General features: G+C 68.9%; 23 protein-coding genes, 1 tRNA gene and 1 riboswitch. Of the genes, 13 read left to right on the top strand and 11 right to left on the bottom strand.

The window, feature by feature from the left end:
* Nucleotides 1-65: 65 nt before the first annotated feature.
* The gene (locus EV380_RS10130) at nt 66-1,466 is read left to right on the top strand and encodes an O-acetylhomoserine aminocarboxypropyltransferase/cysteine synthase family protein (protein ID WP_130451043.1); all 1,401 of its coding nucleotides are present in this window, start codon (nt 66-68) and stop codon (nt 1,464-1,466) included.
* Nucleotides 1,463-2,659: a cystathionine gamma-synthase gene (locus EV380_RS10125; RefSeq protein ID WP_130451042.1), complete on the top strand. Its 1,197-nt coding sequence runs from the start codon at nt 1,463-1,465 to the stop codon at nt 2,657-2,659. Before EV380_RS10130 ends, EV380_RS10125 begins: the two co-directional genes overlap by 4 nt.
* A gap of 74 nt (nt 2,660-2,733) precedes the next feature.
* Here the strand turns inward: EV380_RS10125 and EV380_RS10120 are convergent, their stop codons facing one another.
* The 8 genes from EV380_RS10120 to EV380_RS10085 all read right to left on the bottom strand — a co-directional run bounded on the left by EV380_RS10120 (nt 2,734) and on the right by EV380_RS10085 (nt 8,599).
* Nucleotides 2,734-3,504, bottom strand: coding sequence for an amino acid ABC transporter ATP-binding protein (locus tag EV380_RS10120; RefSeq protein ID WP_130451041.1), 771 nt, complete (start codon nt 3,502-3,504; stop codon nt 2,734-2,736).
* Entirely contained in the window at nt 3,491-4,150 is a 660-nt protein-coding gene (locus EV380_RS10115) for an amino acid ABC transporter permease (protein WP_102157936.1), read from the bottom strand. The genes EV380_RS10120 and EV380_RS10115 overlap by 14 nt, the downstream gene beginning before the upstream one ends.
* A 64-nt stretch (nt 4,151-4,214) precedes the next feature.
* Nucleotides 4,215-5,054 (bottom strand): transporter substrate-binding domain-containing protein, encoded by an 840-nt coding sequence (locus tag EV380_RS10110; RefSeq protein WP_102157935.1) that lies wholly within the window; start codon nt 5,052-5,054, stop codon nt 4,215-4,217.
* Nucleotides 5,055-5,173: 119 nt separating this feature from the next.
* Entirely contained in the window at nt 5,174-6,103 is a 930-nt protein-coding gene (locus tag EV380_RS10105) for an AEC family transporter (RefSeq protein WP_102157934.1), read from the bottom strand.
* 3 nt (nt 6,104-6,106) lie between these two features.
* Entirely contained in the window at nt 6,107-6,541 is a 435-nt protein-coding gene (gene panD / locus EV380_RS10100; RefSeq protein WP_102157933.1) for an aspartate 1-decarboxylase, read from the bottom strand.
* A gap of 109 nt (nt 6,542-6,650) precedes the next feature.
* A tRNA-Gly gene (locus EV380_RS10095) sits at nt 6,651-6,724 on the bottom strand.
* A gap of 90 nt (nt 6,725-6,814) precedes the next feature.
* Nucleotides 6,815-8,050 carry a multidrug effflux MFS transporter gene (locus tag EV380_RS10090; protein ID WP_242607576.1) on the bottom strand — a complete coding sequence of 412 codons (1,236 nt, stop codon included), beginning with the start codon at nt 8,048-8,050 and terminating at the stop codon, nt 6,815-6,817.
* Between the two features lie 78 nt (nt 8,051-8,128).
* On the bottom strand, nt 8,129-8,599 hold the full coding sequence (locus EV380_RS10085) for an SseB family protein (RefSeq protein WP_165391933.1): 471 nt from the start codon (nt 8,597-8,599) through the stop codon (nt 8,129-8,131).
* A gap of 139 nt (nt 8,600-8,738) precedes the next feature.
* On the opposite strand from EV380_RS10085, the gene EV380_RS10080 reads away from it, so the two are divergent.
* The gene (locus EV380_RS10080) at nt 8,739-10,448 is read left to right on the top strand and encodes a fumarate hydratase (protein ID WP_130452179.1); all 1,710 of its coding nucleotides are present in this window, start codon (nt 8,739-8,741) and stop codon (nt 10,446-10,448) included.
* Nucleotides 10,449-10,457: 9 nt separating this feature from the next.
* Nucleotides 10,458-11,312 carry a tryptophan 2,3-dioxygenase gene (gene kynA, locus EV380_RS10075; protein ID WP_207219389.1) on the top strand — a complete coding sequence of 285 codons (855 nt, stop codon included), beginning with the start codon at nt 10,458-10,460 and terminating at the stop codon, nt 11,310-11,312.
* Nucleotides 11,313-11,315: 3 nt separating this feature from the next.
* Here kynA and EV380_RS10070 read toward each other — a convergent pair whose 3' ends face one another.
* Complete coding sequence (locus tag EV380_RS10070; protein WP_130451040.1) at nt 11,316-12,158, bottom strand: M15 family metallopeptidase; 843 nt, start codon at nt 12,156-12,158, stop codon at nt 11,316-11,318.
* Nucleotides 12,159-12,259: 101 nt separating this feature from the next.
* Between EV380_RS10070 and dcd the strand changes: the two genes are divergently transcribed.
* Nucleotides 12,260-12,841, top strand: coding sequence for a dCTP deaminase (gene dcd / locus EV380_RS10065; protein WP_130451039.1), 582 nt, complete (start codon nt 12,260-12,262; stop codon nt 12,839-12,841).
* Here dcd and EV380_RS10060 read toward each other — a convergent pair.
* The gene (locus EV380_RS10060) at nt 12,838-14,178 is read right to left on the bottom strand and encodes an MFS transporter (protein ID WP_207219387.1); all 1,341 of its coding nucleotides are present in this window, start codon (nt 14,176-14,178) and stop codon (nt 12,838-12,840) included. The two genes, dcd and EV380_RS10060, sit on opposite strands and share 4 nt — an antisense overlap.
* An 85-nt stretch (nt 14,179-14,263) precedes the next feature.
* Here EV380_RS10060 and EV380_RS10055 point away from each other — a divergent pair, with 85 nt between their 5' ends.
* The 6 genes from EV380_RS10055 to mnhG are packed head-to-tail and all read left to right on the top strand — an operon-like array spanning nt 14,264 to nt 20,630.
* Complete coding sequence (locus EV380_RS10055) at nt 14,264-17,275, top strand: Na+/H+ antiporter subunit A (protein ID WP_130451037.1); 3,012 nt, start codon at nt 14,264-14,266, stop codon at nt 17,273-17,275.
* A 56-nt stretch (nt 17,276-17,331) separates the two neighbouring features.
* Nucleotides 17,332-17,778 carry a Na(+)/H(+) antiporter subunit C gene (locus EV380_RS10050; protein ID WP_130452178.1) on the top strand — a complete coding sequence of 149 codons (447 nt, stop codon included), beginning with the start codon at nt 17,332-17,334 and terminating at the stop codon, nt 17,776-17,778.
* On the top strand, nt 17,775-19,409 hold the full coding sequence (locus EV380_RS10045) for a Na+/H+ antiporter subunit D (RefSeq protein ID WP_130451036.1): 1,635 nt from the start codon (nt 17,775-17,777) through the stop codon (nt 19,407-19,409). Before EV380_RS10050 ends, EV380_RS10045 begins: the two co-directional genes overlap by 4 nt.
* The gene (locus EV380_RS10040) at nt 19,406-20,005 is read left to right on the top strand and encodes a Na+/H+ antiporter subunit E (RefSeq protein WP_242607575.1); all 600 of its coding nucleotides are present in this window, start codon (nt 19,406-19,408) and stop codon (nt 20,003-20,005) included. Before EV380_RS10045 ends, EV380_RS10040 begins: the two co-directional genes overlap by 4 nt.
* Nucleotides 20,005-20,271 (top strand): MrpF/PhaF family protein, encoded by a 267-nt coding sequence (locus EV380_RS10035; RefSeq protein ID WP_130451035.1) that lies wholly within the window; start codon nt 20,005-20,007, stop codon nt 20,269-20,271. The genes EV380_RS10040 and EV380_RS10035 overlap by 1 nt, the downstream gene beginning before the upstream one ends.
* Entirely contained in the window at nt 20,271-20,630 is a 360-nt protein-coding gene (gene mnhG, locus EV380_RS10030; protein WP_130451034.1) for a monovalent cation/H(+) antiporter subunit G, read from the top strand. The genes EV380_RS10035 and mnhG overlap by 1 nt, the downstream gene beginning before the upstream one ends.
* Nucleotides 20,631-20,709: 79 nt before the next feature.
* Here mnhG and EV380_RS10025 read toward each other — a convergent pair whose 3' ends face one another.
* On the bottom strand, nt 20,710-20,979 hold the full coding sequence (locus EV380_RS10025) for a DUF4235 domain-containing protein (RefSeq protein ID WP_102160029.1): 270 nt from the start codon (nt 20,977-20,979) through the stop codon (nt 20,710-20,712).
* A gap of 70 nt (nt 20,980-21,049) precedes the next feature.
* Nucleotides 21,050-21,163: riboswitch (TPP riboswitch) on the top strand.
* Nucleotides 21,164-21,209: 46 nt separating this feature from the next.
* Between EV380_RS10025 and EV380_RS10020 the strand changes: the two genes are divergently transcribed.
* Both EV380_RS10020 and EV380_RS10015 read left to right on the top strand, forming a co-directional pair.
* Nucleotides 21,210-21,821, top strand: a complete 612-nt coding sequence (locus EV380_RS10020; RefSeq protein WP_130451033.1) for an ECF transporter S component — start codon at nt 21,210-21,212, stop codon at nt 21,819-21,821.
* A 1-nt stretch (nt 21,822) separates the two neighbouring features.
* Nucleotides 21,823-24,150: an ATP-binding cassette domain-containing protein gene (locus EV380_RS10015; RefSeq protein ID WP_130451032.1), complete on the top strand. Its 2,328-nt coding sequence runs from the start codon at nt 21,823-21,825 to the stop codon at nt 24,148-24,150.
* Nucleotides 24,151-24,322: the final 172 nt, after the last annotated feature.

The following is a 24,322-nucleotide window of genomic DNA, read 5'->3' as shown; positions in this document are numbered from 1 at the left end:
ACCACTACCATCCGCCGATCGCCCGGCACGTCCCGCGCAACGCGTGATCGACAAGGAGCCCGTCCATGAGTTCAACAGCCAACATCCACTCCGGCTACACGCCGCAGGGTCCGCACTACCCGGTGTCCGTCCCGGTCCTGCAGACCACCGCCTACGAGTTCCCGTCCTACGCGGACGCGCAGCAGATGTTCGCCCAGACCAAGCCGGGCTTCACCTACACGCGCACCGGCAACCCGACGGTCGCGGTGCTGGAGGCGCGCGTCGCCGAGCTGGAGGGCGGCGTCGCCGCCGTCGCGACCTCGAGCGGCCAGTCCGCCGTCGCGCTCGCCCTGCTCGCCCTGCTCGGGCGCGGCGACGCCGAACGCGCAGGGGGAGCGGACCACGACGGCGCCGGCCGCCAGATCGTCGCGGCCCACCAGCTGTACGGGGGCACCATGGACCTGCTCACGGACACGTTCGCCGACTTCGGCTACCAGGTGGACTTCGTCGACCACCAGGATCTCGACGCGTGGCGCGCGGCCGTGACGCCGCAGACGAGGGCCGTGCTGCTCGAGTCGATCACCAACCCGCTCGCCGAACTCCCGGACCTGCCCGCGATCGCTCAGATCGCGCACGCCGCCGGGGTGCCCGTCGTCGTCGACAACACGCTGGCGACGCCGGCGCTGTACCGGCCGATCGAGCACGGCGCCGACGTCGTGGTGCACTCCGCCACGAAGTTCCTCGGCGGCCACGGCAGCACGCTGGCCGGGGTCCTCGTCGACGCCGGCACGTTCGACTTCGCCGCCGACCCCGCCAAGTGGCAGCAGCTCGCCGGGGACAAGGAGCGCTACGCCGCCGGCGCCAGCGCAGGCGCCACTCTCGTGGAGCGCTACGGTAAGTGCGCCTTCGCCGCCCTCGTGCGGACCAAGTACCTGCACGACCTGGGCCCGGCCCTCTCGCCGAGCGCCTCCGCCGAGATCCTGCGCGGGGTCGAGACGCTCGAGCTGCGTGTCGCGCGGCACAGGCAGAACGCACGAGCCGTCGCCGCGCACCTTGCGCAGCACCCGGCCGTTTCGCGGGTCCACCACCCGTCCGTCCTGATCGATCATGACCCGGAGGCCATCACCTCGCGCGTGCTCGCCCGGGACTTCCCGGCCGGCGCCGGTTCGGTCTTCGCCTTCGACCTGGCCGCGGACGTGGACGAGGATCCGGGCGCGGTTGAGCGCTTCATCGACGCGCTCGGGGTGTTCAAGCTGGTCGCCAACCTCGGCGACACCCGGTCGCTCGTCTCGCATCCCGCGGCGATGACGCACTGCCGGATGACCCGCGCGCAGCGGGCCGCGGCGGGGATCGCCGAGACGACGATCCGCGTCTCGATCGGCCTCGAGGAGCCGGAGGACCTGATCGAAGACCTGAACCAGGCCCTGCTGACCGTCAGCGACGCGTCGGCCGGGCTGACCATCACGGAAGGAGGCGTGGCCCGATGAGCGACGCCCGCGGTTTCAACACTCTCGCCATTCACGCCGGTCAGGAGCCGGACCCGCTGACCGGGGCCGTCATCCCGCCGATCTACCAGACGTCGACGTTCGTCCAGGACGGCATCAACGTCCTCCGCGGCGGCCACGAGTACTCGCGCGGCTCCAACCCGACGCGCGACGGCTTCCAGACGCAGCTCGCCGCGCTCGAGGGCGGGCACGCCGGTTTCGCTTTCGCCTCCGGCCTGGCGGGAGAGGACGCGCTGCTGCGTGCCGTGCTTGAGCCCGGCGACCACATCGTCCTCGGCGGCGACGGATACGGTGGGACTAATCGACTTGTCAACCAGTTGCTGGGGCGCTGGGGCGTCTCCAACACGGCTGTCGACATCACGGATCCTGACGCCGTGCGCGCTGCTGTGCGCCCGGGGTCGACCCGCGTGCTCTGGCTCGAGACGCCGTCAAACCCGCTGCTGGGCATCGCCGACATCGCGGCGTGGGCGCAGATCGCCCGCGAGGCCGACGCGCTGCTCGTCGTGGACAACACGTTCGCCTCGCCGTATCTGCAGCGGCCGCTGGCCCTCGGGGCGGACGTCGTCGTACATTCGACGACCAAGTACATCGGCGGCCACTCCGACGTGCTCGGTGGTGCGGTGATCGTCTCCGACCGCGAGTTCCGCGGCCAGAGTCTGGCCGGCGCCGTCGGCTTCCAGCAGTTCGCCGGGGGAGCGGTGGCCGGGCCTCAAGACAGCTACCTCGCGGCCCGCGGCCTCAAGACGCTGGGGCTGCGCATGGAGCGGCACAGCTCCAACGCGCAGGAGATCGCCGAGTGGGCGCGCGAGCAGGACGGCGTCGCGCAGGTCCTCTACCCGGGACTGCCCGAACACCCCGGCCACGAGCTGGCCAAGCGGCAGATGAGCGGCTTCGGCGGCATCGTCTCGCTGCGCTTCGGCGACGAGGCGTCGGCCCGGACGTTCGCCGAGTCGACCCGGCTTTTCGCGCTGTCCGTGAGCCTGGGCGGCGTCGAATCACTGGCCTGCTACTGCTCCGAGATGACGCACGCCTCCGTGCGCGGCACCGAGCTGGCGGTTCCGACGGACCTCGTCCGCCTCTCCGTGGGCGTCGAGGACGTCGCCGACCTCAAGGAGGACATCGCGCAGGCGCTGGCCGCGGTCCGTTCCGCCCGTGGGGCCGTGCCCGCCGCGTAGGGAGCCGTCCCGCCCCGCGGCCTGGCATCGACCCCGGTCGCTGGCGCAGCACAATCCGGACGGCCGGTCCCGTCTCAGAACGGGTTGAGCAGGCGGTGCACGAACTGGCGGGTCCGCTCCTGCTGCGGAGCGCGCAGGACCTGGTCCGGGTGTCCGCGTTCGACGACGACGCCGCCGTCCATGAAGACGACCTCGTCGGCGACTTCGCGGGCGAAGGCCAGCTCGTGGGTCACGAGCACCATCGTCCAGCCTTCCTCGGCCAGCTCCTTGATGACGGTCAGCACGTCGCCGACGAGTTCCGGGTCTAGTGCCGACGTCGGCTCGTCGAAGAGCAGGAGGGAGGGCTTCAGCGCGAGCGCCCGGACGATGCCGACGCGCTGCTGTTGGCCACCCGAGAGTTCGTGTGGGTACGCCGACTTCTTGGCCGCCAGCCCGACTCGTTCGAGCAGCCGCTCGGCCTCGGCGACCGCATCGGCGCGCTTGCGCTTCTGCACCGTCACCGGCCCCTCGATGACGTTCTGCAGCACGGTCATGTGGGGGAAGAGGTTGTAGCTCTGGAACACCATGGCGCTGCGCGTGCGGAGGCTGTCGCGCTCACGCTTGGTGGTCTTGGGGGTGAACGTGACCTGCGGGTCCGGGTCGAAAGCGACCGTGCCGCCGTCGGGTTGCTCGAGACCGTTGAGGCAGCGCAGGACGGTGGTCTTGCCGGAGCCCGACGGTCCGATCAGGGCGAGGACCTTGCCGGTCTCGACGGCCAGGTCGATCGACCGGAGGACCTGGTGGTCCCCGAACGACTTCTGCAGGTTCGACACGTTCAACAGCGGAGTTGAATCAGTGGGCGACATAGCGGTCCAGCCTCTTCTCGATTCGGTTCTGACCGGCGGACAGGACGGTGCAGAACACCCAGTACACCAGCGCTGCAGACAGGTAGACCGTGAGGAATTCGCTGGTCGTCGCCGCGATTTCCTTCGCCCGCTGGAAGGTCTCCGGGACCAGGATGATCGACGCCAGCGAGGTGTCCTTGACCAGCGAGATGAACGTGTTGGACAGCGGCGGCACGGAGACCCTGGCCGCCTGGGGGAGGATCAGCCGGCGCAGCGTCGTCGTGCGGGACATGCCGATCGTGTACCCGGCCTCCCACTGCCCCTTCGGGACCGAGAGGATCGCGGCTCGGATGACTTCGGCCGCGTAGCCGCCCACGTTGAGCGAGAACGCGATGATGGCGCTCGGCCACGGGTCGATCGTCATCCCCAGCGACGGCAGGCCGTAGAAGATCACGAAGAGCTGGACCAGCAGGGGCGTGCCGCGGATGATCGAGATGTAGACGCGGGCCGCCGTCGAGACGGCGCGGTTCTTGCTGATGCGCATCAGCGCGACGACCAGCGCGATGGCCAGACCGAGCGTGAAGCTCGCGAGGGTCAGCGGGATCGTGCCCGTGAGCCCCTGGAGAGCGAGCGGGCCCAGCGAGCTGACGAACAGTTCCCAGTCGATGTCGGTGCCCCTTCCGGGTCAGAGCGCACAGCGGCGCCGGGGGATCGGCGCCGCGGCGCGGAGGTTACTTGGAGACGTCGTCGCCGAAGTACTTCTCGGAGATCTCGGCGAGGGTCCCGTCGGCGGCCAGCTCGGCCAGCGCCTCGTTGAACTTCTCGACCGTGCTCTCCGAGCCGGCGGGGAAGACGAACCCGACGGTCGAGGACTCCTCGGTTTCAGCGGCGATCTTGATCGCGTCGTTGCCCTCGGTGGTGAGGTAGTCGAGCACCGTCAGTTTGTCGTTGACGGTCGCGTCCACGCGGCCCTGCTCCAGGAGGGCGACGGACTGGGCCCAACCCTCGACGGGTTCGATCTGCGCGCCCGACTCCTCGGCGAGGGTGCGCCAGTTGCTCGTCGCCGACTGGGCCGTGCGCTTGCCTTCGAGATCCTCGAAGGTGCTGACGGAGTCGTCGTCGGCCAGCGTCACGACGACGCCGGTGCTGACGGTGTAGGGCGTGCTGAAGAGGTACTTCTCCTCGCGCTCGGGCGTCATGGTGACCTGGTTGGCGATCGTGTCGAAGCGGCCCGCATCCAAGCCGGCGAACATGCCATCCCATTCGGTCTTGGAGAACTTCACCTCGATGCCGAGGTTCTTGCCCACGGCCTCCATGACCTCGACGTCGTAGCCGATGAGGTCTCCGCTGCCCTCCTCCGTATAGGAGAACGGCCGGTAGGTGCCCTCGGTGCCGACCTGAAGTTCACCCGCCTCCTCGACGGATTCCCACGTGACGCCCGAGGCGGAGGATCCGCCGTCGTCGTCCGTCCCGGCGGAGCCGCACGCGGCGAGCGTGAGCGCGACGCCGGCGACTGCGGCGGCGCCGAGCGCGCGGCGGGTGAACGGGGTCGTCGAGCGGAAACGGTTCATGTCGGCAATCCTTCTGCTGATTCTTGCGGTCCAGTGATGGCGTGAGACGCTAACACGCTTAAGCGCGCGGGACGGCCTCGATATTCCGTCCTGTTACCGACACCCTAGCCCGGGCCGTGCTATTGCGGCAGCAGGAGCGGCACGAGCATCATCGCCGGGATCGCGATGATGGTCGTCAGCAGGACCGTGTCCTTGGCGATCACGACGCCGCGCTCGTAGCGGGAGGCGGTCACGAACACGTTCTGCGCAGTCGGCAGGGCGGCCATCACGACGACGGCGAAGAGCGCCGCGCCCTCGAGCCGGAACACCAGTGCGCCGATCAGCCACGCGAGGATCGGGTGGAGGAAGAGCTTGAGTGCGGTGGCGATGATCGTGTCCGTGCGCCGTCCGCCCGACTTCGCCAGCGGCCGCGAGTTCACAAGCGAGATTCCGAAGGCCAGGAGCATGGCGGGGATGGCCGCGCCGCCGATGATCTCGATCGGGTCCGCGACCTGTTGCGGCAGCTCCCAGCCGAAGATCGCGAAAAGTAGGCCGATCATGGAGCCGACGATCATGGGGTTTCGCGCCGTTTGCACGAACATCGCCGTCGGAGTGGTGCGGCGCGTCGACGTCGTCGAGTCCAGCATCGCCAGGAAGAAGGGGCTGAAGAGCGCCAGCTGGAAGAGGATGATCGGGGCCGCCTGGGTGATGTCGTCGAGCACGTAGACCGCGATCGGCAGGCCCAGGTTCGCCGAGTTCACGGTGGCCGCACTCATGGCCCCCATCAGGGCCTCGGCCGGTTCGCGGCGCAGCCACCAGCGGGTGATGAGGATGTACGCGGCGGCGACGAGTGAGGCGGAGAGCAGCGCGACCCACAGGGCGGGGCCGAGGACCGTCGAGGGCTCCGAGTCCGCGAGCGTCGTGAAGAGCAGGGCCGGACTCGCGACGAAGAACGTGAGCCGGTTCAGGACGTAGCGGGCCTGCGGCCCGAGCACGCCGGTCCGGCCGACGGCGTAGCCCACGAGGATCACCGTCCAGACGACGGCGAACCCCGACAGGACCCCGAGCAAGGCTTAGAGTGCGGCGCCGCTGGGTGCGGCCAGGGAGTGGGGCGGACGCGAGACGGAGTCCGCCACGGCCTCGGCCGGGTCGGTCCCGAGCTCGATCATCTCGTTGGCCTCATTAACGTGCACGACGCGCGGGGTGTACGTGCGGGCCTCAGCCGTCTCCATCTCGGCGTAGCTGATGAGGATGACGGTGTCGCCCGGGTTGATCAGGTGGGCGGCGGCGCCGTTGATGCCGATCACGCCACTGCCGCGCTCGCCGGCGATCGTGTAGGTCTCCAACCGCGCGCCGTTGGTCACATCGACGATGTGCACGAGTTCGCCGGGCAGGATGTCGGCGGCGTCGAGCAGATCGGAGTCGACCGTCACGGAACCCACGTAGTGCAGGTCGGCCTGCGTGACCGTCGCGCGGTGGATCTTGGACTTGAACATTGTGCGTTTCATGGCGCCTCCCATTCTACGCCCCACCCGCCGGCCGGGCTGTGGCCCGCGGCACAGGCGCTCTCGGTGGATACGAGAAATCGCGGGAGCCGACGTGGCTTCCCGCGATTCATGGAGCGGCTGACGGGAATCGAACCCGCGTCATCTGCTTGGGAAGCAGAGGCTCTACCATTGAGCTACAGCCGCGCGATAGGCCGTCGTCGGCCGGTGCGTGAACAACGCGATTTACTCTACCGCAGGTGGCGAGCCGGATAGAAATCACGTGCCGGGCGCGCCCTACGCGGGCGATCGCCACCCGTCCTTGCGGTAGAACGTGGTGCCGAACAGGAGCACGACGACGGTCATCGCCACCGCCGCCAGCATCACGGCGGCCATCGCGACCGAGCCGCCCCCGAAGACGCCGACCAGCGGGCTGACGAGACCGGCCACACCGGCCTGCAGGGCGCCGATGACGGCGGCCGCGGTCCCGGCCATGTGACCGTAATCGTTGAGGGCCAGGACGGACGCGTTCGGCGGAATCATGCCCTGGGTGCCGAGCACGAGCCACAGCGCGCCGAGCAGGGCGGGCAACCCGCCGATCCCGGTGATCGCGACGAGCAGGAGCAGGGTCGCGCAGACAAGCTGGACCAGGGCCGCGACACGCAGGATGCGAGCGGGGGAGATGCGCCGTACGAGCGACGCGTTGATCTGGGCCGAACCGACCAGTGCGCACCCGTTCAGAGCGAAGAGCAGGGCGAACTGCCCGGGCGTGAGCCCGAACTCCTCCTGGAAGACGAATGGCGATCCGACGACGTAGCTGAGGATCACGGCCATGCCGAGGCCGGGGACGATCGCGAGAGCGATGAAGCGCCGGTCCCTGAGGAGTGCGCCATAGGAGCGCAGCACTCCGGTGGATTCGCGCGTCCGCCGGGCCTTGGGCGGCAGCGTCTCCGGCATCCAGCGCCACACGATCGCGACGAGCACGACGCCGATCAGTGCGAGCGCGTAGAACACCGCGCGCCAGTGCCACGCGCCGGCGATGGCCTGGCCGATGGTGGGCGCGAAGAGCGGGGCCACGCCGATCACCAGCATGAGCCGGGAGAGCAGGCGGGCGGCGTCCGAGCCGACGAACCGGTCGCGGATGACGGCGATCGCGACGACGCCAGCCGCGGCGTTGAAGAAGCCCTGCAGGCAGCGCAGGGCGATGAGCAGTTCGATGCTGCTCGCCAGCGAGCACAGGATGGAGAAAACCACGTGCAGGGAGATGCCGATCAGGAGCGGCAGTCGGCGCCCGAAGCGGTCGGAGAAGGGGCCGATGACCAGCTGCCCGATGCCGCCGCCGAGCAGCATGGCGGAGATGGTGAATTGAACGGCGGCGTGGCTGGCGTGCAGCTCCGCGGCGACCGTCGGCAGCGACGGGAGGTACATGTCCACCGTCACCGCGGGCAGCGCCGCGAGGGCGCCGAGCATCAGAATGTACTTAAAGCTGGGAACGTAGCGCGGGCGCGGGGAAACGGGCGAGTCATCGGTCACCAGATATACAGTATCGAAAACTCGCCCGCCGCCGCGGACTTTGATTAGTTAAATCCCACTATTACGTGGGGCGGGCGTTCAGGCGCCGGTGGCGCCGTTCTCATCCGCGTCGACCGGACGGAAATCGCGGCGGATCGCCTCGACGCCCTCGGCCGGGATCTCGAAGCCGATCTGGTGGCCGGCGTTGAGCACCAGGCCGGCGCCATTGAGGTTCTGCACGACGGCGGCTCCCGTCACCTTGACGCCGTAGGGGGCGGCCTCGAGGTACTGCTCGGGGACGCGGCGCAGGTCGGAGAAGACCGCGATGCGCGGCTCGCCGTCCGGGTTCTGCAGCACGAGCGGGGCGACGTCTTGGGACTCCTCCGTCACCTCTTCGCTGCTGAGGAAGAAAATCTCCGAGTTGAGGAACGTGGCGATGACCTCGCCAGCCTTCTCGGGGTCCTGCTGGCCGGCCAGGAGGGTGGCCTCCAGGTCGTTCTGGGGCTGCTCCGGGGCGAACTCCGTGGTGTCGGCGGTGGGCGTTTCGTTGGTCTCAGGCGTCTCGCTCATGCCTACACCCGACCACGACTGCCGCCTGTGCGCAACATTGTTCCGCCGCTTTCGTGTCGTGCGCGGTCGCCGCGAGCGCCTAAAGTGGTAGGGCGCCCAGTGCCGGGCCGCCACCGCCAAGCATTCGCAAGGAAGCATGATGACCGAATTCCGCTATGAGGACCTGCTGCCGATCGGCGCCGACGAGACGCCGTACCGCCTGCTGACCACCGAGGGGGTCCGCACCGCGGATGGGCCGGGCGGCCGGAAGTTCCTGGAGGTGGAGCCGCACGTGTTGCAGGAGCTGGCGCGGACCGCCCTGCACGACATCTCTCACTACCTGCGCCCGGCGCACCTGCAGCAGCTGCGCAATATCCTCGACGACGAAGAGGCCAGCCCGAACGACAAATTCGTCGCGCTCGACCTGCTGAAGAACGCCAATATCGCTGCCGGCGGAATTCTGCCCATGTGCCAGGACACCGGAACCGCAATCGTCATGGGCAAGCGCGGCCAGCACGTGCTCACCGAGGGGCCGGACGAGAAGGCCCTGTCGAAGGGCATCTACGACGCCTACACCCAGCTGAACCTGCGCTACTCGCAGCTCGCGCCCCTGACGACGTGGGAGGAGAAGCAGACCGGCAACAACCTGCCCGCCCAGGTCGAGATCTACTCCGATACCGAGGAGGGGCACGAGAACCAGTACAAGTTCCTCTTCATGGCCAAGGGCGGCGGCTCGGCCAACAAGTCGTTTCTGTATCAGGAGACGAAGGCGATCCTGAACGAGAACGCCATGCTGAAGTTCCTGGACGAGAAGCTGCGCTCGCTCGGCACGGCGGCCTGCCCGCCGTACCACCTGGCGATCGTCATCGGCGGCACGAGCGCCGAGTTCGCGATGAAGACCGCGAAGTACGCGTCGGCGAAGTACTTGGACACCCTCCCGACCGAGGGCGCGATCACGGGTCGCGGATTCCGAGACATCGAGCTCGAGGAGAAGGTGCACCAGCTGACCCGCGACTTCGGCATCGGCGCCCAGTTCGGCGGCAAGTACTTCTGCCACGACGTGCGCGTCGTCCGGCTGCCCCGCCACGGTGCCTCGCTGCCCGTCGCGATCGCCGTCTCCTGCTCCGCCGACCGCCAGCTCCTGGCGAAGATCACCGCGGACGGCGTGTTCATCGAGCAGCTCGAGACGGACCCGGTCCGCTTCATGCCGGACGAGTCGCACCCGGCCGTCGCCGCGCACGACGAGGACACCGAGGGTGTGACCGGCACGGGCGGCAGCTCCGTGGTGAAGATCGACCTGAACCGTCCGATGGACGAGATCCTCGCCGAGCTGACCAAGCACCCGGTCAAGACCCGCCTGTCCCTGAGCGGCCCGCTCGTCGTCGCCCGCGACATCGCGCACGCCAAGATCAAGGAGCGCCTCGACGCCGGCGAGGAGATGCCGCAGTACATGAAGGACCACCCGGTCTACTACGCGGGACCGGCCAAGACCCCGGACGGCATGGCTTCCGGCTCGTTCGGCCCGACGACGGCAGGGCGTATGGACTCCTACGTCGACCAGTTCCAGGCTGCTGGAGGTTCGAAGGTCATGCTGGCCAAGGGCAACCGCTCCGGCCAGGTCACCGCGGCCTGCGAGGCGCACGGCGGCTTCTACCTCGGTTCGATCGGCGGCCCGGCCGCGCGTCTGGCCCTCGACTGCATCAAGAAGGTCGAGGTGCTCGAGTACGAGGAGCTCGGCATGGAGGCCGTCTGGCGGATCGAAGTCGAGGACTTCCCGGCGTTCATCGTCGTAGACGACAAGGGTGAGGACTTCTTCGCCGCGACCATGAAGCCGACCTTCACGGGAATCCCCGTGCGCGCGGGCAAGTAGGCTTCACCAGTGACTGTCGACAAGAACACGCGCGCCCTCGAGGCGGAGATCGAGACCGACTTCCGCGACAAGATGAGCTACGGCTCATATCTGGGTTTGGACACGCTGCTGAATTCGCAGCACCCCGTGAGCCGCCCCGAGCACCACGACGAGATGCTGTTCATCATCCAGCACCAGACGTCCGAGCTCTGGCTCAAGCTGATGCTGCACGAGCTCAAAGCTATTGTGAGGCGTCTGCGCGAGGACGACCTGCGGTTCGCACTCAAGCACATCGCGCGGGTCAAGCACATCCAGCGCTCCCTGACGGAGCAGTGGAGCGTGCTCGCGACGCTGACACCAAGCGAGTACGCCGAGTTCCGTGGCGACCTCGGCGCCTCGAGCGGTTTCCAGTCCTATCAGTACCGCGCGGTCGAGTTCCTGCTCGGCAACAAGAACGCGGGCATGGTCAAGGTCTTCGCGTCGGACCCGGAGGCCAGCGAGCTCCTGACCGGCCTGCTCAACGAGCCGAGCATCTACGATGAGTTCGTCCGCCTGCTAGCCCGCCGGGGATTCGACGTGCCGGCGGACCTGCTCGAGCGGGATGTCACGCAGGCGCATGTCTTCTCCGAACCGCTCGTGGCGGTCTACAAGGAGATCTACGAGAACGCGGCCGAGCACTGGGACCTCTACGAGGCGTGCGAGGAGCTCGTCGACCTCGAGGAGAATTTCCAGTTCTGGCGCTTCCGCCACATGAAGACGGTTGAGCGCACGATCGGTTTCAAGCGCGGCACGGGCGGGTCGTCCGGAGTCGGCTTCCTGAAGCGTGCCCTCGAGCTCACGTTCTTCCCCGAGCTGCTGGCCGTCCGCACCGAGATCGGCGCCTGAGGGCTACTCGAACTCGCGCCAGTCCGAGAGCCGGAACAATCCGTCGCTGACGTCGATGCGCAGCGGGCCGAGGGCCGACCCCTCGGGCGGCAGGTCGTCCAGCGGTTCGGCGACGACGTCGGCGGCGGCCTCGAGCGCGTCCACGTACTCCTCGTAGGTGCCCGCCTTCGATGCGGCGAAATCGGCAGTGGTCGCCTCGCCGAGGTAGCGCAGATGCCATGGCTCGTACGAGTACCCCGTCAGCTCCTCGGATCCCTCGGGGTACCGGATGATGAACCCGTACTCCCCGGCGTGCTCGGCGATCCATTGTCCGGCTTCAGTGTCGCCGAAACAGGCCTGCAGGGAGCAGAGACCACTCGTCAGGCCGAGGTCGACCGCCAGCCCGAGCTGGTGTTCGCTGGTCCCGGGCTCAGCCGAGATTCGGGACGCGTAAGCTTCGCCGTAACGGGCGGAGTATTGGTCGAAGAGTTCAGCTTGCCGCGTGTAGGAGCGGTAGCCGCTCTCGACGGCGAGGAAGTGGCCCGCCGAGGCGGCGGCCTCGATGAGTTCGCGTGTGGCGGCAGCAGCTTCGGGCACCAGCTCGTGCCCCGAGCCGGTCACGGGCTCCAGGTGGTTGGGCACGTGGTCCACAGGGTCGAGGGGGCGCGAGGCGTTCACGAGCACCGCGGTCGAGGCCGGGTCCCGAAGCTCGTCCACCGAAGGTGCCGCGGCGGGAGGTGCGTCGCCGGGCCCGGTGGCCTGCGCCGCCGGCGCGGCGGCGAGGGCGCACGCAAGGAAAAGCGCGGCAGCGGGCGCCAGCCACCCGCGCACACGCCTGCGGTTGGGGGCGTCGCGTCCATCGATCATGTCGTGCCAAGCATAGTCGGCCACTCGGGCCGGGCGATAGGGATGTGACTCGACTCAAGGCAAAGGCCCGGGCGAGGGCGATGGTGCGATATTTTGTACGGGTGCTGCTCTCTGATCGCGATATCCGCTCCGAACTCGACTCCGGACGCATCGGGCTGGACCCGTATGAACCGTCCATGATCCAGCCGTCCAGCGTCGACGTGCGCCTGGACCGCTTCTTCCGGCTGTTCGACAACCACAAGTACGCCCACATCGACCCGGCCGCCGACCAGCCCGAACTCACGCGCCTCGTCGAGGTCGACTCCGACGAGGCGTTCATCCTGCACCCGGGGGAGTTCGTGCTCGGGGCGACCTACGAGCAGGTGTCGCTGCCGAACGACGTCGCCGCGCGCCTCGAGGGCAAGTCGTCGCTCGGCCGCCTGGGGCTGCTCACGCACTCCACCGCCGGCTTCATCGACCCGGGCTTCACGGGACACGTCACCCTCGAGCTCTCCAACATGGCGACGCTGCCGATCAAGCTGTGGCCGGGGTCGAAGATCGGGCAGCTGTGCTTCTTCCGGCTCACGTCGCCGGCCGAGCACCCCTACGGTTCAGGGGCCTACGGCAACCGCTACCAGGGCCAGCGCGGTCCGACCGCCTCGCGCAGCTTCCAGAACTTCCACCGCACCGACATCACGCGCTAACGCGCGGCGGGACCGGTATCTGTAGCCACCGCCGTCGGCTTGCGGACCGGAAGCAGCAGCAGCAAGCCGGCAAGCAGCACGACGAGGATCCCGAGGATGCCGAAGCGCTGGGCCTCACCCGTGGCGACGAACGGGATCGCCAGCGCCACGGAGGCCGAGAAGAGCGTCGGCGCGAGGAAGCTCACCGCCCGGCCCGTCGTCGCATAGAGGCCGAAGATCTCGCCTTCACGGCCGTCCTCGGCCATGCGGGCGATGTACGCGCGGGAGGAGGACTGGGCCGGACCGACGAAGAACGTCAGGCCCAGCCCGAAGATCCAGAACCCGGTCGCCGGAGCCGCGAAGAGCACCGGCGAGAAGAACACGCCCAGACCGGAGACGAGCAGGCCCAGCAGCGCGGTGACGATCACGGCCTTGGGGCCCACCCGGTCATCGAGCACCCCGCCGATGAGCGAGCCGAGCGCCGCGACGACGTTGCCGACGATCGCGAAGACGATCACCTCGGACGTTGTGAAGCCGAAGGTCCCGGCTGCCACGATGCCGCCGAACGTGAACACGGCCGCGAGTCCGTCGCGGAAGACGGCGGAGGCGAGCAGGAAGTACAGCGTGTGGCGGCTCGTGAGGTACAGGCGCACGATGGTCCGGCCCAGTTGCCGGTAGCTCTCGGCGATGCTGACCTTCTCGACCGCGACGGTGCGTTTGTTCTCCGACACCGCGAAGAGCACCGGCAGGGCGAACGCGAAGAACCAGACGGCAGAGAAGACGGCGACGAGGCGGAGGTTCAGGGCCGCATCCTCATTGGCCCCGGGCCAGTCGAAGACCGGCTGGACGAAGCCGAAGAGCACGATCGCCAGGGCGAGGATGCCGCCGAGGTAGCCCATCGACCAGCCGAATCCGGAAACGCGGCCGATCGTGGCCGGCGTCGAAATCTGCGGGAGCATTGCGTAATAATTCACTGTCGCGAACTCCGCGAACACGCTCGAGAGGGCGATCAGGGTGATGCCGAAGATCAGGAAGCCCGGTTCCGGGTAGACGAAGAAACACGCCGCCGTCGTCAGGGCGACCAGGACCGAGTTCACGCCGAGCCAGAAACGCCGACGCCCGCCGGCGTCCGATCGCTGCCCCGTGACGGGCGCGAGCAGCGCGATGGCGAAGCCGGCGATCGCCAGCCCCGTGCCGAGCGCGGCGGAGTTGGAGTCCACGTCGCCGAACGTGGAGCTCGTGAGGTAGACGGTGAAGACGAAGGTCGTCATGACCGCGTTGATCGCGGCTGACCCCCAGTCCCACGCCGCCCATGCGAGAACCTGCTTCGAGAAGAGCCGCGGCCGTGTTGTCGTCATGCTCGAAGCATAATGGGCGCACGTCACAGAGGGCGTTGAGGATTTCCAGTTAGACTGGACGGAGTCTAAATTCGAGGGGGCGCGCGTGCTGGTCGTGACGGTCGGGCTCTTCGCAGCAGCCTTTGCCGCCCCGCTCATCTTCCGGCGCCTCGGCCGCAGCACGTTCTACGTTCTCGCGGCGGTTCCCGCGGCCGGCCTCGCGTGGCTCCTGCTCCAGCTACCCGCCGTCCTGGCGGCCGATCAGGCGGCCCCGGCCGGTGCCGCCGCGGCGCCGCCCGGGCTCACCGTCCCGTGGATCCCGGCGCTCGACGTCGAGCTGGCGTTCCGCCTGGACGCGCTGTCCGCCGTCCTCGGAATCCTGGTCCTCGGCGTCGGCGCCCTCGTGCTCTTCTACTGTGCCCGGTACTTCAAGAACGACGACCCGAACATCGGCCCTTTCGGCGCCCAGCTGACCGCGTTCGCGGCTTCGATGTTCGGACTCGTGACGGCCGATGACCTAATCCTGCTCTTCATTTTCTGGGAACTGACGACGGTCCTGTCCTATCTGCTGATCGGATATGCGAGGACGCGTATATACGCGCGTCGATCGGCTCTGCAGGCGCTGATCGTGACGACCTTCGGCGGGTTGACGATGCTGCTGGGCCTCGTTCTCCTCGGCCAGGTCGCCGGAACCTACCGCCTCTCCGAAATCCTCGCCTCCGCCGCGGCCGGTACTCCGGAGCTGATCGGGACTACGGTCGACATCGCGATCCTGCTCATCCTCGTCGGCGCCGTCTCCAAGTCCGCACTCGTCCCGTTCCACTTCTGGCTGCCCGGCGCGATGGCCGCCCCGACTCCGGTCTCCGCCTATCTGCACGCAGCCGCCATGGTGAAAGCCGGCGTCTACTTGATCGCCCGGCTCGCGCCCGGGTTCAGCACGACGGCGTTCTGGCACCCCACGCTCATCACCCTTGGCCTGGTGACCCTTTTCGTCGGCGGCTGGCGCGCGCTGCGCCAGCACGACATCAAGCTGATCCTCGCCTACGGCACGGTCTCGCAGCTCGGCTTCCTAATCGTCGTGGCCTCGATCGGCACGCCGGACGCCGCGCTGGCGGCCATCGCCCTGCTGATGGCTCACGCGCTGTTCAAGGCGGCCCTGTTCCTCGGAGTCGGCATCATCGACCACCAAGCGGGAACTCGTGACGTGCGGAAGCTGTCGGGCCTGGCCCGCAGCGCGCCCAAGCTCTTCGCCGTCTGCTTCCTCGGCGCCGCCTCCATGGCCGGGCTGCCGCCGCTGTACGGGTTCGTTGCCAAAGAGGCCGTCTTCGAGTCGCTTCTGGGCGGCGGCACCGGCCTGGAGGGGACCTTCCTCGGTATCGGAACCGCCGTCTGGGTTGTGGTGGCGATCGTGGCCGGCTCCGTCCTGACCTTCGCCTACAGCGCCCGGTTCGTGTGGGGCGCGTTCGCCACGAAGCCGGGGGTGGCCGCCACGGAGTTCCGCCCCGTGCCCTGGATGTTCATCGCGGCCCCCGCCGTACTCACGCTGGGGACGATCGTCCTCGCCTGGATTCCCGGGGTCGTCGAGACGCTGGCCGCACCTTATGCGGCCCTCTTCGGAGTCTCCGCCGAGCCGATCCATTTGGCGTTGTGGCACGGGCTGACGCCCGCGCTCGGACTCTCCGCCGTCGTCGTGCTGGTCGGGACGGCGATGTTCGCCGCCCGCGGAGCCGTCGCGCGCGCCCAGGACAAGGTCTACCCGCTGATCGACCTGCAGAAGCTCTACCGCTACACGATCGGCGGGCTCGACAACCTGGCCGTGTGGGTCACGGGCCGCACGCAGAGCGGTTCGCTGCAGCACTACCTCATGGTCATCCTCATCGTGGGCGCGGCGACGCCCGCCGCCGCTGCGATCTTCATGGAGCAGCCGGTTCCGCTCTCGGCGCTCGCCTTCGAGAGCCCGGCCCAGCTGGTCATCGGCCTGTGCATGATCGCCGGCGCGCTGCTCGCCGTCCGGGCCAACAAGCGATTCCTCGCGGTGCTCATGGTCGCCGTGACCGGCTACGGCATGGCCACGATCTTCGCGCTGCACGGCGCCCCGGATCTGGCGCTCACGCAACTGCTCGTCGAGACGATCGTGCTCGTCGCCATGGTGCTCGCGCTGCGCAGCCTGCCGGCGCGGCTCTGGGTATCGAACCAGACCGACAAGAAGTGGTTGCGCGCGGCCATCGGCATCGGGTTCGCGGCCGTCATGGTCGCGATCGCCGTCGCCGCGCAGGCCGGCCGGATCGCCGACCCCATCTCGCTGAGCCTGCCGAAGATGGCCTACGAGATCGGCAACGGGCACAACATCGTCAATGTCATTCTGGTCGACATCCGCGCGTGGGACACGTTCGGCGAGATCACCGTCCTCGTCGCCGCGGCGACGGGCGTCGCAAGCCTCATCTACGTGCGCGGTCGGGGCGACGGCGGCCGGGCCCTGGCCGACGTCGAACCGGGCTCCGTGGACCGTGGCTCCGAACACATCCACTCTCCCTCGCGGAAGACCGCCGCGCTGGCCATCGCCCGCTACTTCGCGGAGTCGGCCCGCGAGGCCTGGATCGTGGCCGGGCGGACGCTGGCCCCCGAACGCCGCTCGATTATCTTCGAAGTCGTCACGCGCCTGCTCTTCCACTCGTTGCTGCTGATCAGCGTCTATCTGCTGCTGGCCGGGCACAATCTGCCCGGAGGAGGGTTCGCCGGCGGCCTGCTGGCCGGGCTCGCGTTCGTCATCCGCTATCTGGCGGGCGGGCGCTACGAGCTGGCCGAGGCCACGCCCATCAGCCCCGGCACGCTGCTCGGGCTGGGCCTGGGGATCGCCGCGACGAGCGTCGTCGCCCCCGTAGCGTTCGGCGGCGAGCTGTTCCAATCCGCCGCATTCGAATTCACGCTGCCGATCTTCGGCGATCACAAGTTCGTGACTTCCACCGTCTTCGACGTTGGCGTCTACCTTGTCGTGCTCGGACTGGCCCTCGACGTGATCCGCAGCCTCGGCTCCGAGATCGACGAGCGATCCGAAGGTCGGGGCATCACCGAGCGCCACGACGACGTGCCCGGAACGAACCAGGGGGTGTCCCGATGACCACGACCGCGATGCTGGCAGCTGCGGCCGCAGACGTCGCCGATACCGACGACCCGATGAGCGTCAACGTGCTCCTGCTGCTGGTCATGGCCGTGCTCTTCGCGACCGGCATATACCTGCTGCTCGAACGAAGCCTGACTCGCGTGCTGCTCGGCATCCTCCTCGTCGGCAACGCCGTGAACCTGCTCATCGTGATCGCCGGTGGTCCGGCCGGGCTGGCGCCACTGTACGAGAAGGACATTCCCGCGGAGGAATATGCGGATCCGTTGCCCCAGGCGCTGATCCTGACGGCCATCGTCATCACATTCGCCGTCACCGCGTTCATGCTCGCGCTGATCTACCGCTCCTGGGTCATCGCCAAGCGCGACGAAGTCCTCGACGACCCCGAGGACCTCCGCGTGGCCGAGCAGGGTCACTTCGACGTCGAGGAGGACGCCGACGTCCCCGAGGACACCACCGAGTTCTCCCAGGACGACGCCGAATCGAAGGGGGCGCGCCCATGACCCACACAGTGCTCGCCTTCCTCGCGTCCATCGCACCGCTCGCCGTCGCCCTCCCGATCTTCGGCGCCGCGCTCGCGTTCGTGCTCCGCCAGCACTCCCGCGCCCAGCGCACGATTACGATCACCGCGCTGAGCCTGACCCTGCTGTTCGAGATCACCCTGCTGATCTCAGCCGCCACGCACGGCGCCCAGGTCGTCCAGCTGGGCGGCTGGGAGGCTCCGTTCGGGATCAGCATGGTGGTCGACGAGTTCTCCGCGCTCATGCTGGTGGTCTCGACTGCGGTCTCGCTCGCCGTGCTCGTGTACGCGACGGCGCAGGGCATGGCCGACGGCGACGAAGACGGCCCGATCTCGATCTTCCACCCCACCTACCTGGTGCTCGTGGCGGGCGTCTCGAACGCGTTCCTCGCTGGCGACCTCTTCAACCTGTACGTCGGCTTCGAGATCCTGCTGACCGCCTCATACGTGCTGCTCACTCTCGGCGGCACGGCCCCGCGCATCCGCGCAGGCATCACGTACGTCGTCGTCTCCGTGGTCTCCTCGCTGCTGTTCCTCATCGCGATCGGCATGATCTACGCCGCGACCGGAACGGTCAACATGGCGGACCTGGGCCTCAAGCTCGGCGAGCTCGCCCCGGGCCTGCAGATGGTCCTGCACCTGATGCTGCTGGCGGCGTTCGGGGTCAAGGCGGCGGTCTTCCCGCTGTCCTTCTGGCTGCCCGACTCCTACCCGACAGCCCCGGCCCCGGTGACAGCCGTGTTCGCCGGCCTCCTGACGAAGGTCGGCGTGTACGCGATGGTGCGCACCGAGACGCTCCTGTTCCCGGGTGAGCGCATCAACACGCTGCTCATGTTCGTCGCGCTGCTGACGATGCTCGTGGGAATCCTCGGCGCCATCGCCCAGCAGGACATCAAGCGCATGCTCTCGTTCACGCTCACGAGCCACATCGGCTACATGGTCTTCGGGCTCGCCGTGGGCAATGTGGTGGCCCTCGGCGCGACCGTCTACTACGTCGCCCACCACATCATCGTCCAGACCTCGCTCTTCCTCGTCGCGGGCCTCATCGAACGCCGGGCCGGCAGCTCCAACGTCGACCGGCTGGGATCGCTCGCGAAGCTCTCGCCGCTGCTGGCCGTCCTGTTCTTCGTGCCCGCGATGAACCTGGCCGGCATCCCGCCGTTCTCCGGCTTCCTGGGCAAACTCGGTCTCATGCAGGGCGGCGTCGCCTTGGGCACGCCGGTGGCCTGGGTCCTGCTCGTCGGCGCCGCCGCGACGTCGCTGCTGACCTTGCTGGCCATCGCCCGCGTCTGGAACCGGGCGTTCTGGCGCCGCGCGGCCGACGCCGAAGACCCGGAGCCGCGGCTTCTCGACGCCCTCGAGGAGGGCACGACGACGGCGGTGGCCACCCGCCGTCGTACGCTGCCGCCGACGATGGTGGGCGCGACGGCGGCGCTCGTGCTCCTCGGCGTGGCCCTGACCGTCTTCGCGGGGCCGCTGTTCGAGTTCTCCGATCAGGCAGCGGAGAGCATGTTCGAGCGCACTCCTTACATCGAGGCGGTCCTCGGCCCCGACGCTTTCGACGGTTACGTACCGAACCCCGGCAACCCCGAGACTGTTGGAGGTGGGCGATGACGATGCCCGCCGTGTCCAACCGCCGGCGCAAGCTCCGGCACGTCGCTGCCGTACTGCGGCGACGACGCCGCAGGTTCATGGTCGAGCTGCCGCTCATCGTGGGCATGACGCTGCTGTGGGGTGCGATGTGGATCGACTTCAGCGCCGGAAACCTCGTCTTCGGCTTCCTCATCTCCCTCGGGATCGTCTCCGCGTTCAGGCTGCCGCCGGTGCACCTCTCCGGCAGGTTCAACCTCTGGCAGGCCCTGCTCTTCATCGTCCGTTTCCTCGGCAACGTCGTGGTGGCCAGCATGAACGTGTTCGCCCTGGCGGTCTTCCGCGGGCGGCGCGTCCGCTCCGCCATCGTCGGTGTGCCGCTGCGCAGCCACAACGACCTCATGGTCACCCTCGTCGCGCACACGCTCACGCTCATCCCGGGCTCGGTCGTCGTGGAAGTCGACAGGCGCTCGGCGATCCTCTACATGCACGTCCTCGATGTCGATACCGATGAGGAGGCGGAGGCCTTCCGAGCCTCGGCGCGGGCGACCGAAGCCGGTTTGATCAAGGTCATGGGCACGCGCGCAGAACTCGACGCATTGAAGAAGGAGGACGCCTGATGCTGACCGTTGCCGCCTGGATCTCGGGGATCTTGCTCGGCCTCGCCACGGTGCTCGTGATCGTGCGCATCATGCGCGGCCCGTCCATCTTGGAGCGGGCCATCGCCATGGACGTGCTGCTCGCGATCATCATCGCGGCTCTGTGCATCGACATGGCTGTCGCGGGGCATACTGACCACTTGGCGTTCGTGGTGCTCGCCTGCGTGCTCGGGTTCATCGGCTCCGTGACGATCTCGCGCTACGTGACCGATCGGAGGAACTCGTGATGTGGGAGATGATTCGCGACATCGCGACGGCGATCTGCCTGGTCGTGGGCTCGCTGATGTCCTTCGCCGCGGCGCTCGGCATGCTCCGGTTCCCGGACCTGCTCTCGCGGATGCACGCCGCGACCAAGCCGCAGGTGCTCGGCCTGCTGCTCCTCTTGATGGCGGTCGCGCTGCAGACGGGCAGCTGGGCGACCGTTCCGATCCTGATCTTCGCGTGGCTGCTGCAGCTGGTCACGGCGCCGGTCAGCGCGCACATGGTCAGCCGCGCCGGCTACCGGACCCGGCACCTGAACCGCGAGACGCTCGAGCGCGACGAACTCGACGCCGTCGTGGCCGCGCATTCCGATCGCGAGGACTGACCGGAAGGCCCGAGACCTGAAAGAGGGCGGCGGCCGCACTGCCCGTCTTCGGAGTGTGCGGCCGCCGCCCTCTTGCGTGCTAGACCTCGTCCGCGGTCCGCTTGAAGTAGGTGATGGCGCTCTCGGTGCCGCGCTCGGTCAGGACCTGGATCACCGCGGCCACGATCGCCGACGTCACGGCGAATCCGAGAGCCTGGCGCAGGCTCGACTCCGCTTGGGCTTCCTTGTCGCCGGGTTTCGGCGGCTTCTGGCCGGTGGCTTTGAGCCAGACGCTGTCGACAATCTTCGAGCCGGCGAAACCGGCGCCGAGTGAAACCGCGGTCCCGAGTAGCTTCAGAATCAGGTTCACGTGCATTACTCCCGTCGTGGCAGGGCGATTACCCGCCCAGCATAGCGCGGCGCTAGACTGGCCAGCACATCACTTACGACAGGGGAGCGTTCGCCATCGCGGCGGAACGCTGAGAGTGCGCAACGCGCAGACCCTCGAACCTGATCCGGTTAGTACCGGCGAAGGGAGTCGAGTTCTCTTGGGACGCGTCCAACGCGTCTTCCCCTCCTTGTAGTCCAAGGAGGACCATCATGAAAACAATCACGAAGCCCAGCCGGACCGGCTGGAGCGTCGCCGACATCGTCATCGCTTCCGTCATCGCGGTTGTCTCCGGCGTCATCTTCTGGGCCTGGAACTTCTCCTATGTAGGCATCCAGTTCCTGTGGGCCGGCTTCCCGCCGGCGTCCGGGCTCGTGCTGGGCATGTGGCTGTTCCCGGCCGTGCTCGGCGCCCTGATCATCCGCAAGCCCGGTGCCGCGCTCTACTGCGAGATCGTCGCCGCGGTCGTCGAAATGCTGATGGGTTCGCACTGGGGCATGACGGTGCTGCTCTCGGGACTCGTCCAGGGGCTCGGCGCTGAGGCCGCTTTCGCGGCCTTCCGCTACCGCCGCTTCGGGCTGCCCGCCGCCCTGCTCGGCGGATTCGGCGCAGCGTTGTTCGCGGCCGTCAACGCCCTGTTCATCGTCAACTGGTACCCGGCCTACACGCTGCCCATGAAGTTCGCCTACATGGGCTTCGCCGTCGTCTCGGGCCTGGTTATCGCCGGCTTCCTCTCGTGGGCTGTGACCCGCGCCCTGGCACGCACCGGCGCCCTGTCCTCGCTCGCTTCGCGCAAGGCCGCGCAGGAACCGGTTCGGGGCTGAGGTGACAACCGTCGATCCCAGCACCCGGGTCGCCGGGGCCGAAGTCGTCGCCTCGGGGTGGGGCTGGCGCCATGCGGACCGCACGACGCCGGCCGTGTCCGGCCTGGACCTGCGCGTGTCCCCGGGCGAGCGCGTCCTGCTGGTCGGCCCGTCCGGGGCCGGCAAGTCGACGCTGCTGCACGCCCTCGCGGGGGTCGTGCACGAGGACGATGAGTCCGAGGCCGCCGGCAGCCTGAGTATCGACGGGGTGCCCGCGCACGAGCTGACGGGTGCCACCGGCCTCATGCAGCAGGATCCGGAGACGCAGGTCGTCCAGTCGACGGTGGGAGACGACGTCGCCTTCGGCTGCGAGAACCACGCGGTCCCGCGCGAGCAGATCGGCCCCCGGGTCGACGCGGCCCTCGCGGCGGTCGGACTCGATGTGGACCTGCAGGCGTCGACCTCGGCGCTCTCCGGAGGCCAGAAGCAGCGGCTCGCGCTCGCGGGCCTGCTCGCGATGGCCCCGAAGCTGCTGCTGCTCGACGAACCCACCGCCAACCTCGACCCGGACGGCGTGCTCGAGGTGCGCGACGCCGTCGTGCGCGTGCTCGACGAGACCGGCGCGACGGCCGTGATCGTCGAGCACCGGCTCTCCGCGTGGGCCCCGCACGTCGACCGCGTCCTCGTCCTCGAACCCGGCGGAGGCATCGTCGCGGCCGGTACGCCCGACGAGCTCTTCGCGCCCGGCCCCGTGCGCGAGCGGCTCATCGCCGCGGGCGTCTGGGTCCCGGGCCACGTGCCCGTGCTCCCGCCAGTGTCCCCGGCGACGGGCACGACGACGGCGCTCTCCGCCCGCGGCCTCGCCGTCGGCCGCGGCAAAAACGACGCCCCGAACCTCACGGGCGTCGACCTCGAACTGACGGCCGGCCGCGCGGTCTGCGTGACGGGGCCCAACGGCGCTGGCAAGTCGACGCTCGCGCTGACGCTCGGCGGCCTGCTGCCGGAGTTCGGCGGTGAGCTCACCTACGACGGCGGCTCCGGACCGCTCGCGCGGCCGTACGCGTGGCGCGCGGCGGACCTGGTCAGCCGCATCGGCTCCGTGTTCCAGGAACCGGAGCATCAGTTCGTGGCCCCGAGCGTGCGCGAGGAACTGGAGTACGGTCAGCGTCACGCCCGCGGTGAGGACGGGCGGCCGCTCATGGACGAGGCCGAGATCGCGGCCCGCACCGACGAGCTGCTCGACCGCCTCGGGTTGACGGAGCTCGCCGAGGCCAACCCGTTCACGCTCTCGGGCGGGGAGAAGCGGCGTCTCTCCGTGGCGGCCGTCCTGGCGACCCGGCCGCGCGTGCTGATTCTCGACGAACCGACGTTCGGGCAGGACGCGAACACGTGGCGCGAGCTGGCCCTGCTGTTGCGCGCGGAGCGGGAGGCCGGGACGTCGATCGTCGCGGTCACGCACGACGAGCATTTCGCGCAGGCGATCGGCGCCGAGCAGATCGACGTGCGGGATCTGGGCGACGTCGTCGTGCCAGAGGGTCCGCAGCAGCCGCGGCTCTCGCTGGAACCGAGCCAGCGGGCGGCGCGGAGCTTCCTCGGGCGGGCGAATCCGTTGTCGAAGCTGGCCGCGATCGGGTGCGTGACGCTCGTGCTGATCGTGTCGATGGACTTCGTCAGCGCGGCCGTCGTCGTCGCCGCGACACTCATGCTGCTGCCGCTCTCCGGGGTGCGGATCCGGGATTTCCTTCTTCGTGCCTGGCCGCTTCTGGTGGCGGGTCTGTTCGCGGCGTGGGGGACCACGCTGGTGGGGGAGACTTCCGGGCGGATGCTCGTCGAGTTCGGCCCCGTGACGATCTCGACGGGGTCGCTTGAGGCGGGGCTCGCGACGGGTGTGCGCATTTTCGCCGTGGCGCTGCCGGCGGTGGTGATGATTGCCAGCACGAATCCGACGGATCTGGCGAACGCGCTCTCGCAGAAGCTGCGGCTGCCGCACCGGTTCGTGCTCGGCGCGTTGGCGGCGATGCGGCTCGTCGGGTTGCTGGCCGAGGAGTGGCAGGTGCTGTCGATGGCGCGCCGCGCGCGCGGCGTCGGCTCGCACGGCAGCGCGTGGCAGCGCACCAAGGCCAATGCGGGCCAGGCCTTCGCCCTGATCGTGCAGGCGTTGCGGCGGGCCTCGCGGCTCGCGGTCAGCATGGAGGCCAAGGGGTTCGGCGGCGACGAGCGCACCTGGGCCCGCGAGTCCACGTTCAGGCGTCGGGACGCGGTCATCGTGGTGGCCGGCGCCCTGGTCGGCGCGGCCGCCGTCGTCGCGGCGGTCGCGGCGGGCACGTGGAACGTCGTCTGGACCAACTGAGGAGTTCTGTCAGGCCGGTTGGAGGACGTGGTGCGGCGCGATCGGGCGGGCGTCCTGCCGCTCTTGGCGCGGCTGAGACGAATGCGACTTTCGCCGCGGCCTCGCGCGACCACCATGGGAATCGCGCCGCCGCCGCGAGTGCCACCGCTGCGGTCTCCTTGCCCGCCACCGC

It is taken from the genome of Zhihengliuella halotolerans, assembly GCF_004217565.1.
Classification (GTDB): Bacteria; Actinomycetota; Actinomycetes; order Actinomycetales; family Micrococcaceae; genus Zhihengliuella; species Zhihengliuella halotolerans.
The sequence above is the reverse complement of the archived record's forward strand: the minus strand, read 5'-3'. Positions and strand labels throughout refer to the sequence as shown.

What these genes read in the sequence shown, in the direction of transcription:
- EV380_RS10120 (WP_130451041.1), bottom strand. Translation starts at nt 3,504, where the DNA reads ATGTCGCCCACTGATTCAACTCCGCTGTTGAACGTGTCGAACCTGCAG.
- EV380_RS10040 (WP_242607575.1), top strand. Translation starts at nt 19,406, where the DNA reads ATGACGATGCCCGCCGTGTCCAACCGCCGGCGCAAGCTCCGGCACGTC.
- EV380_RS10110 (WP_102157935.1), bottom strand. Translation starts at nt 5,054, where the DNA reads ATGAACCGTTTCCGCTCGACGACCCCGTTCACCCGCCGCGCGCTCGGC.
- EV380_RS10130 (WP_130451043.1), top strand. Translation starts at nt 66, where the DNA reads ATGAGTTCAACAGCCAACATCCACTCCGGCTACACGCCGCAGGGTCCG.
- EV380_RS10020 (WP_130451033.1), top strand. Translation starts at nt 21,210, where the DNA reads ATGAAAACAATCACGAAGCCCAGCCGGACCGGCTGGAGCGTCGCCGAC.
- EV380_RS10045 (WP_130451036.1), top strand. Translation starts at nt 17,775, where the DNA reads ATGACCCACACAGTGCTCGCCTTCCTCGCGTCCATCGCACCGCTCGCC.
- EV380_RS10035 (WP_130451035.1), top strand. Translation starts at nt 20,005, where the DNA reads ATGCTGACCGTTGCCGCCTGGATCTCGGGGATCTTGCTCGGCCTCGCC.
- EV380_RS10060 (WP_207219387.1), bottom strand. Translation starts at nt 14,178, where the DNA reads ATGACGACAACACGGCCGCGGCTCTTCTCGAAGCAGGTTCTCGCATGG.
- mnhG (WP_130451034.1), top strand. Translation starts at nt 20,271, where the DNA reads ATGTGGGAGATGATTCGCGACATCGCGACGGCGATCTGCCTGGTCGTG.
- EV380_RS10080 (WP_130452179.1), top strand. Translation starts at nt 8,739, where the DNA reads ATGACCGAATTCCGCTATGAGGACCTGCTGCCGATCGGCGCCGACGAG.
- EV380_RS10125 (WP_130451042.1), top strand. Translation starts at nt 1,463, where the DNA reads ATGAGCGACGCCCGCGGTTTCAACACTCTCGCCATTCACGCCGGTCAG.
- panD (WP_102157933.1), bottom strand. Translation starts at nt 6,541, where the DNA reads ATGAAACGCACAATGTTCAAGTCCAAGATCCACCGCGCGACGGTCACG.
- EV380_RS10085 (WP_165391933.1), bottom strand. Translation starts at nt 8,599, where the DNA reads ATGAGCGAGACGCCTGAGACCAACGAAACGCCCACCGCCGACACCACG.
- EV380_RS10070 (WP_130451040.1), bottom strand. Translation starts at nt 12,158, where the DNA reads ATGATCGATGGACGCGACGCCCCCAACCGCAGGCGTGTGCGCGGGTGG.
- EV380_RS10050 (WP_130452178.1), top strand. Translation starts at nt 17,332, where the DNA reads ATGAGCGTCAACGTGCTCCTGCTGCTGGTCATGGCCGTGCTCTTCGCG.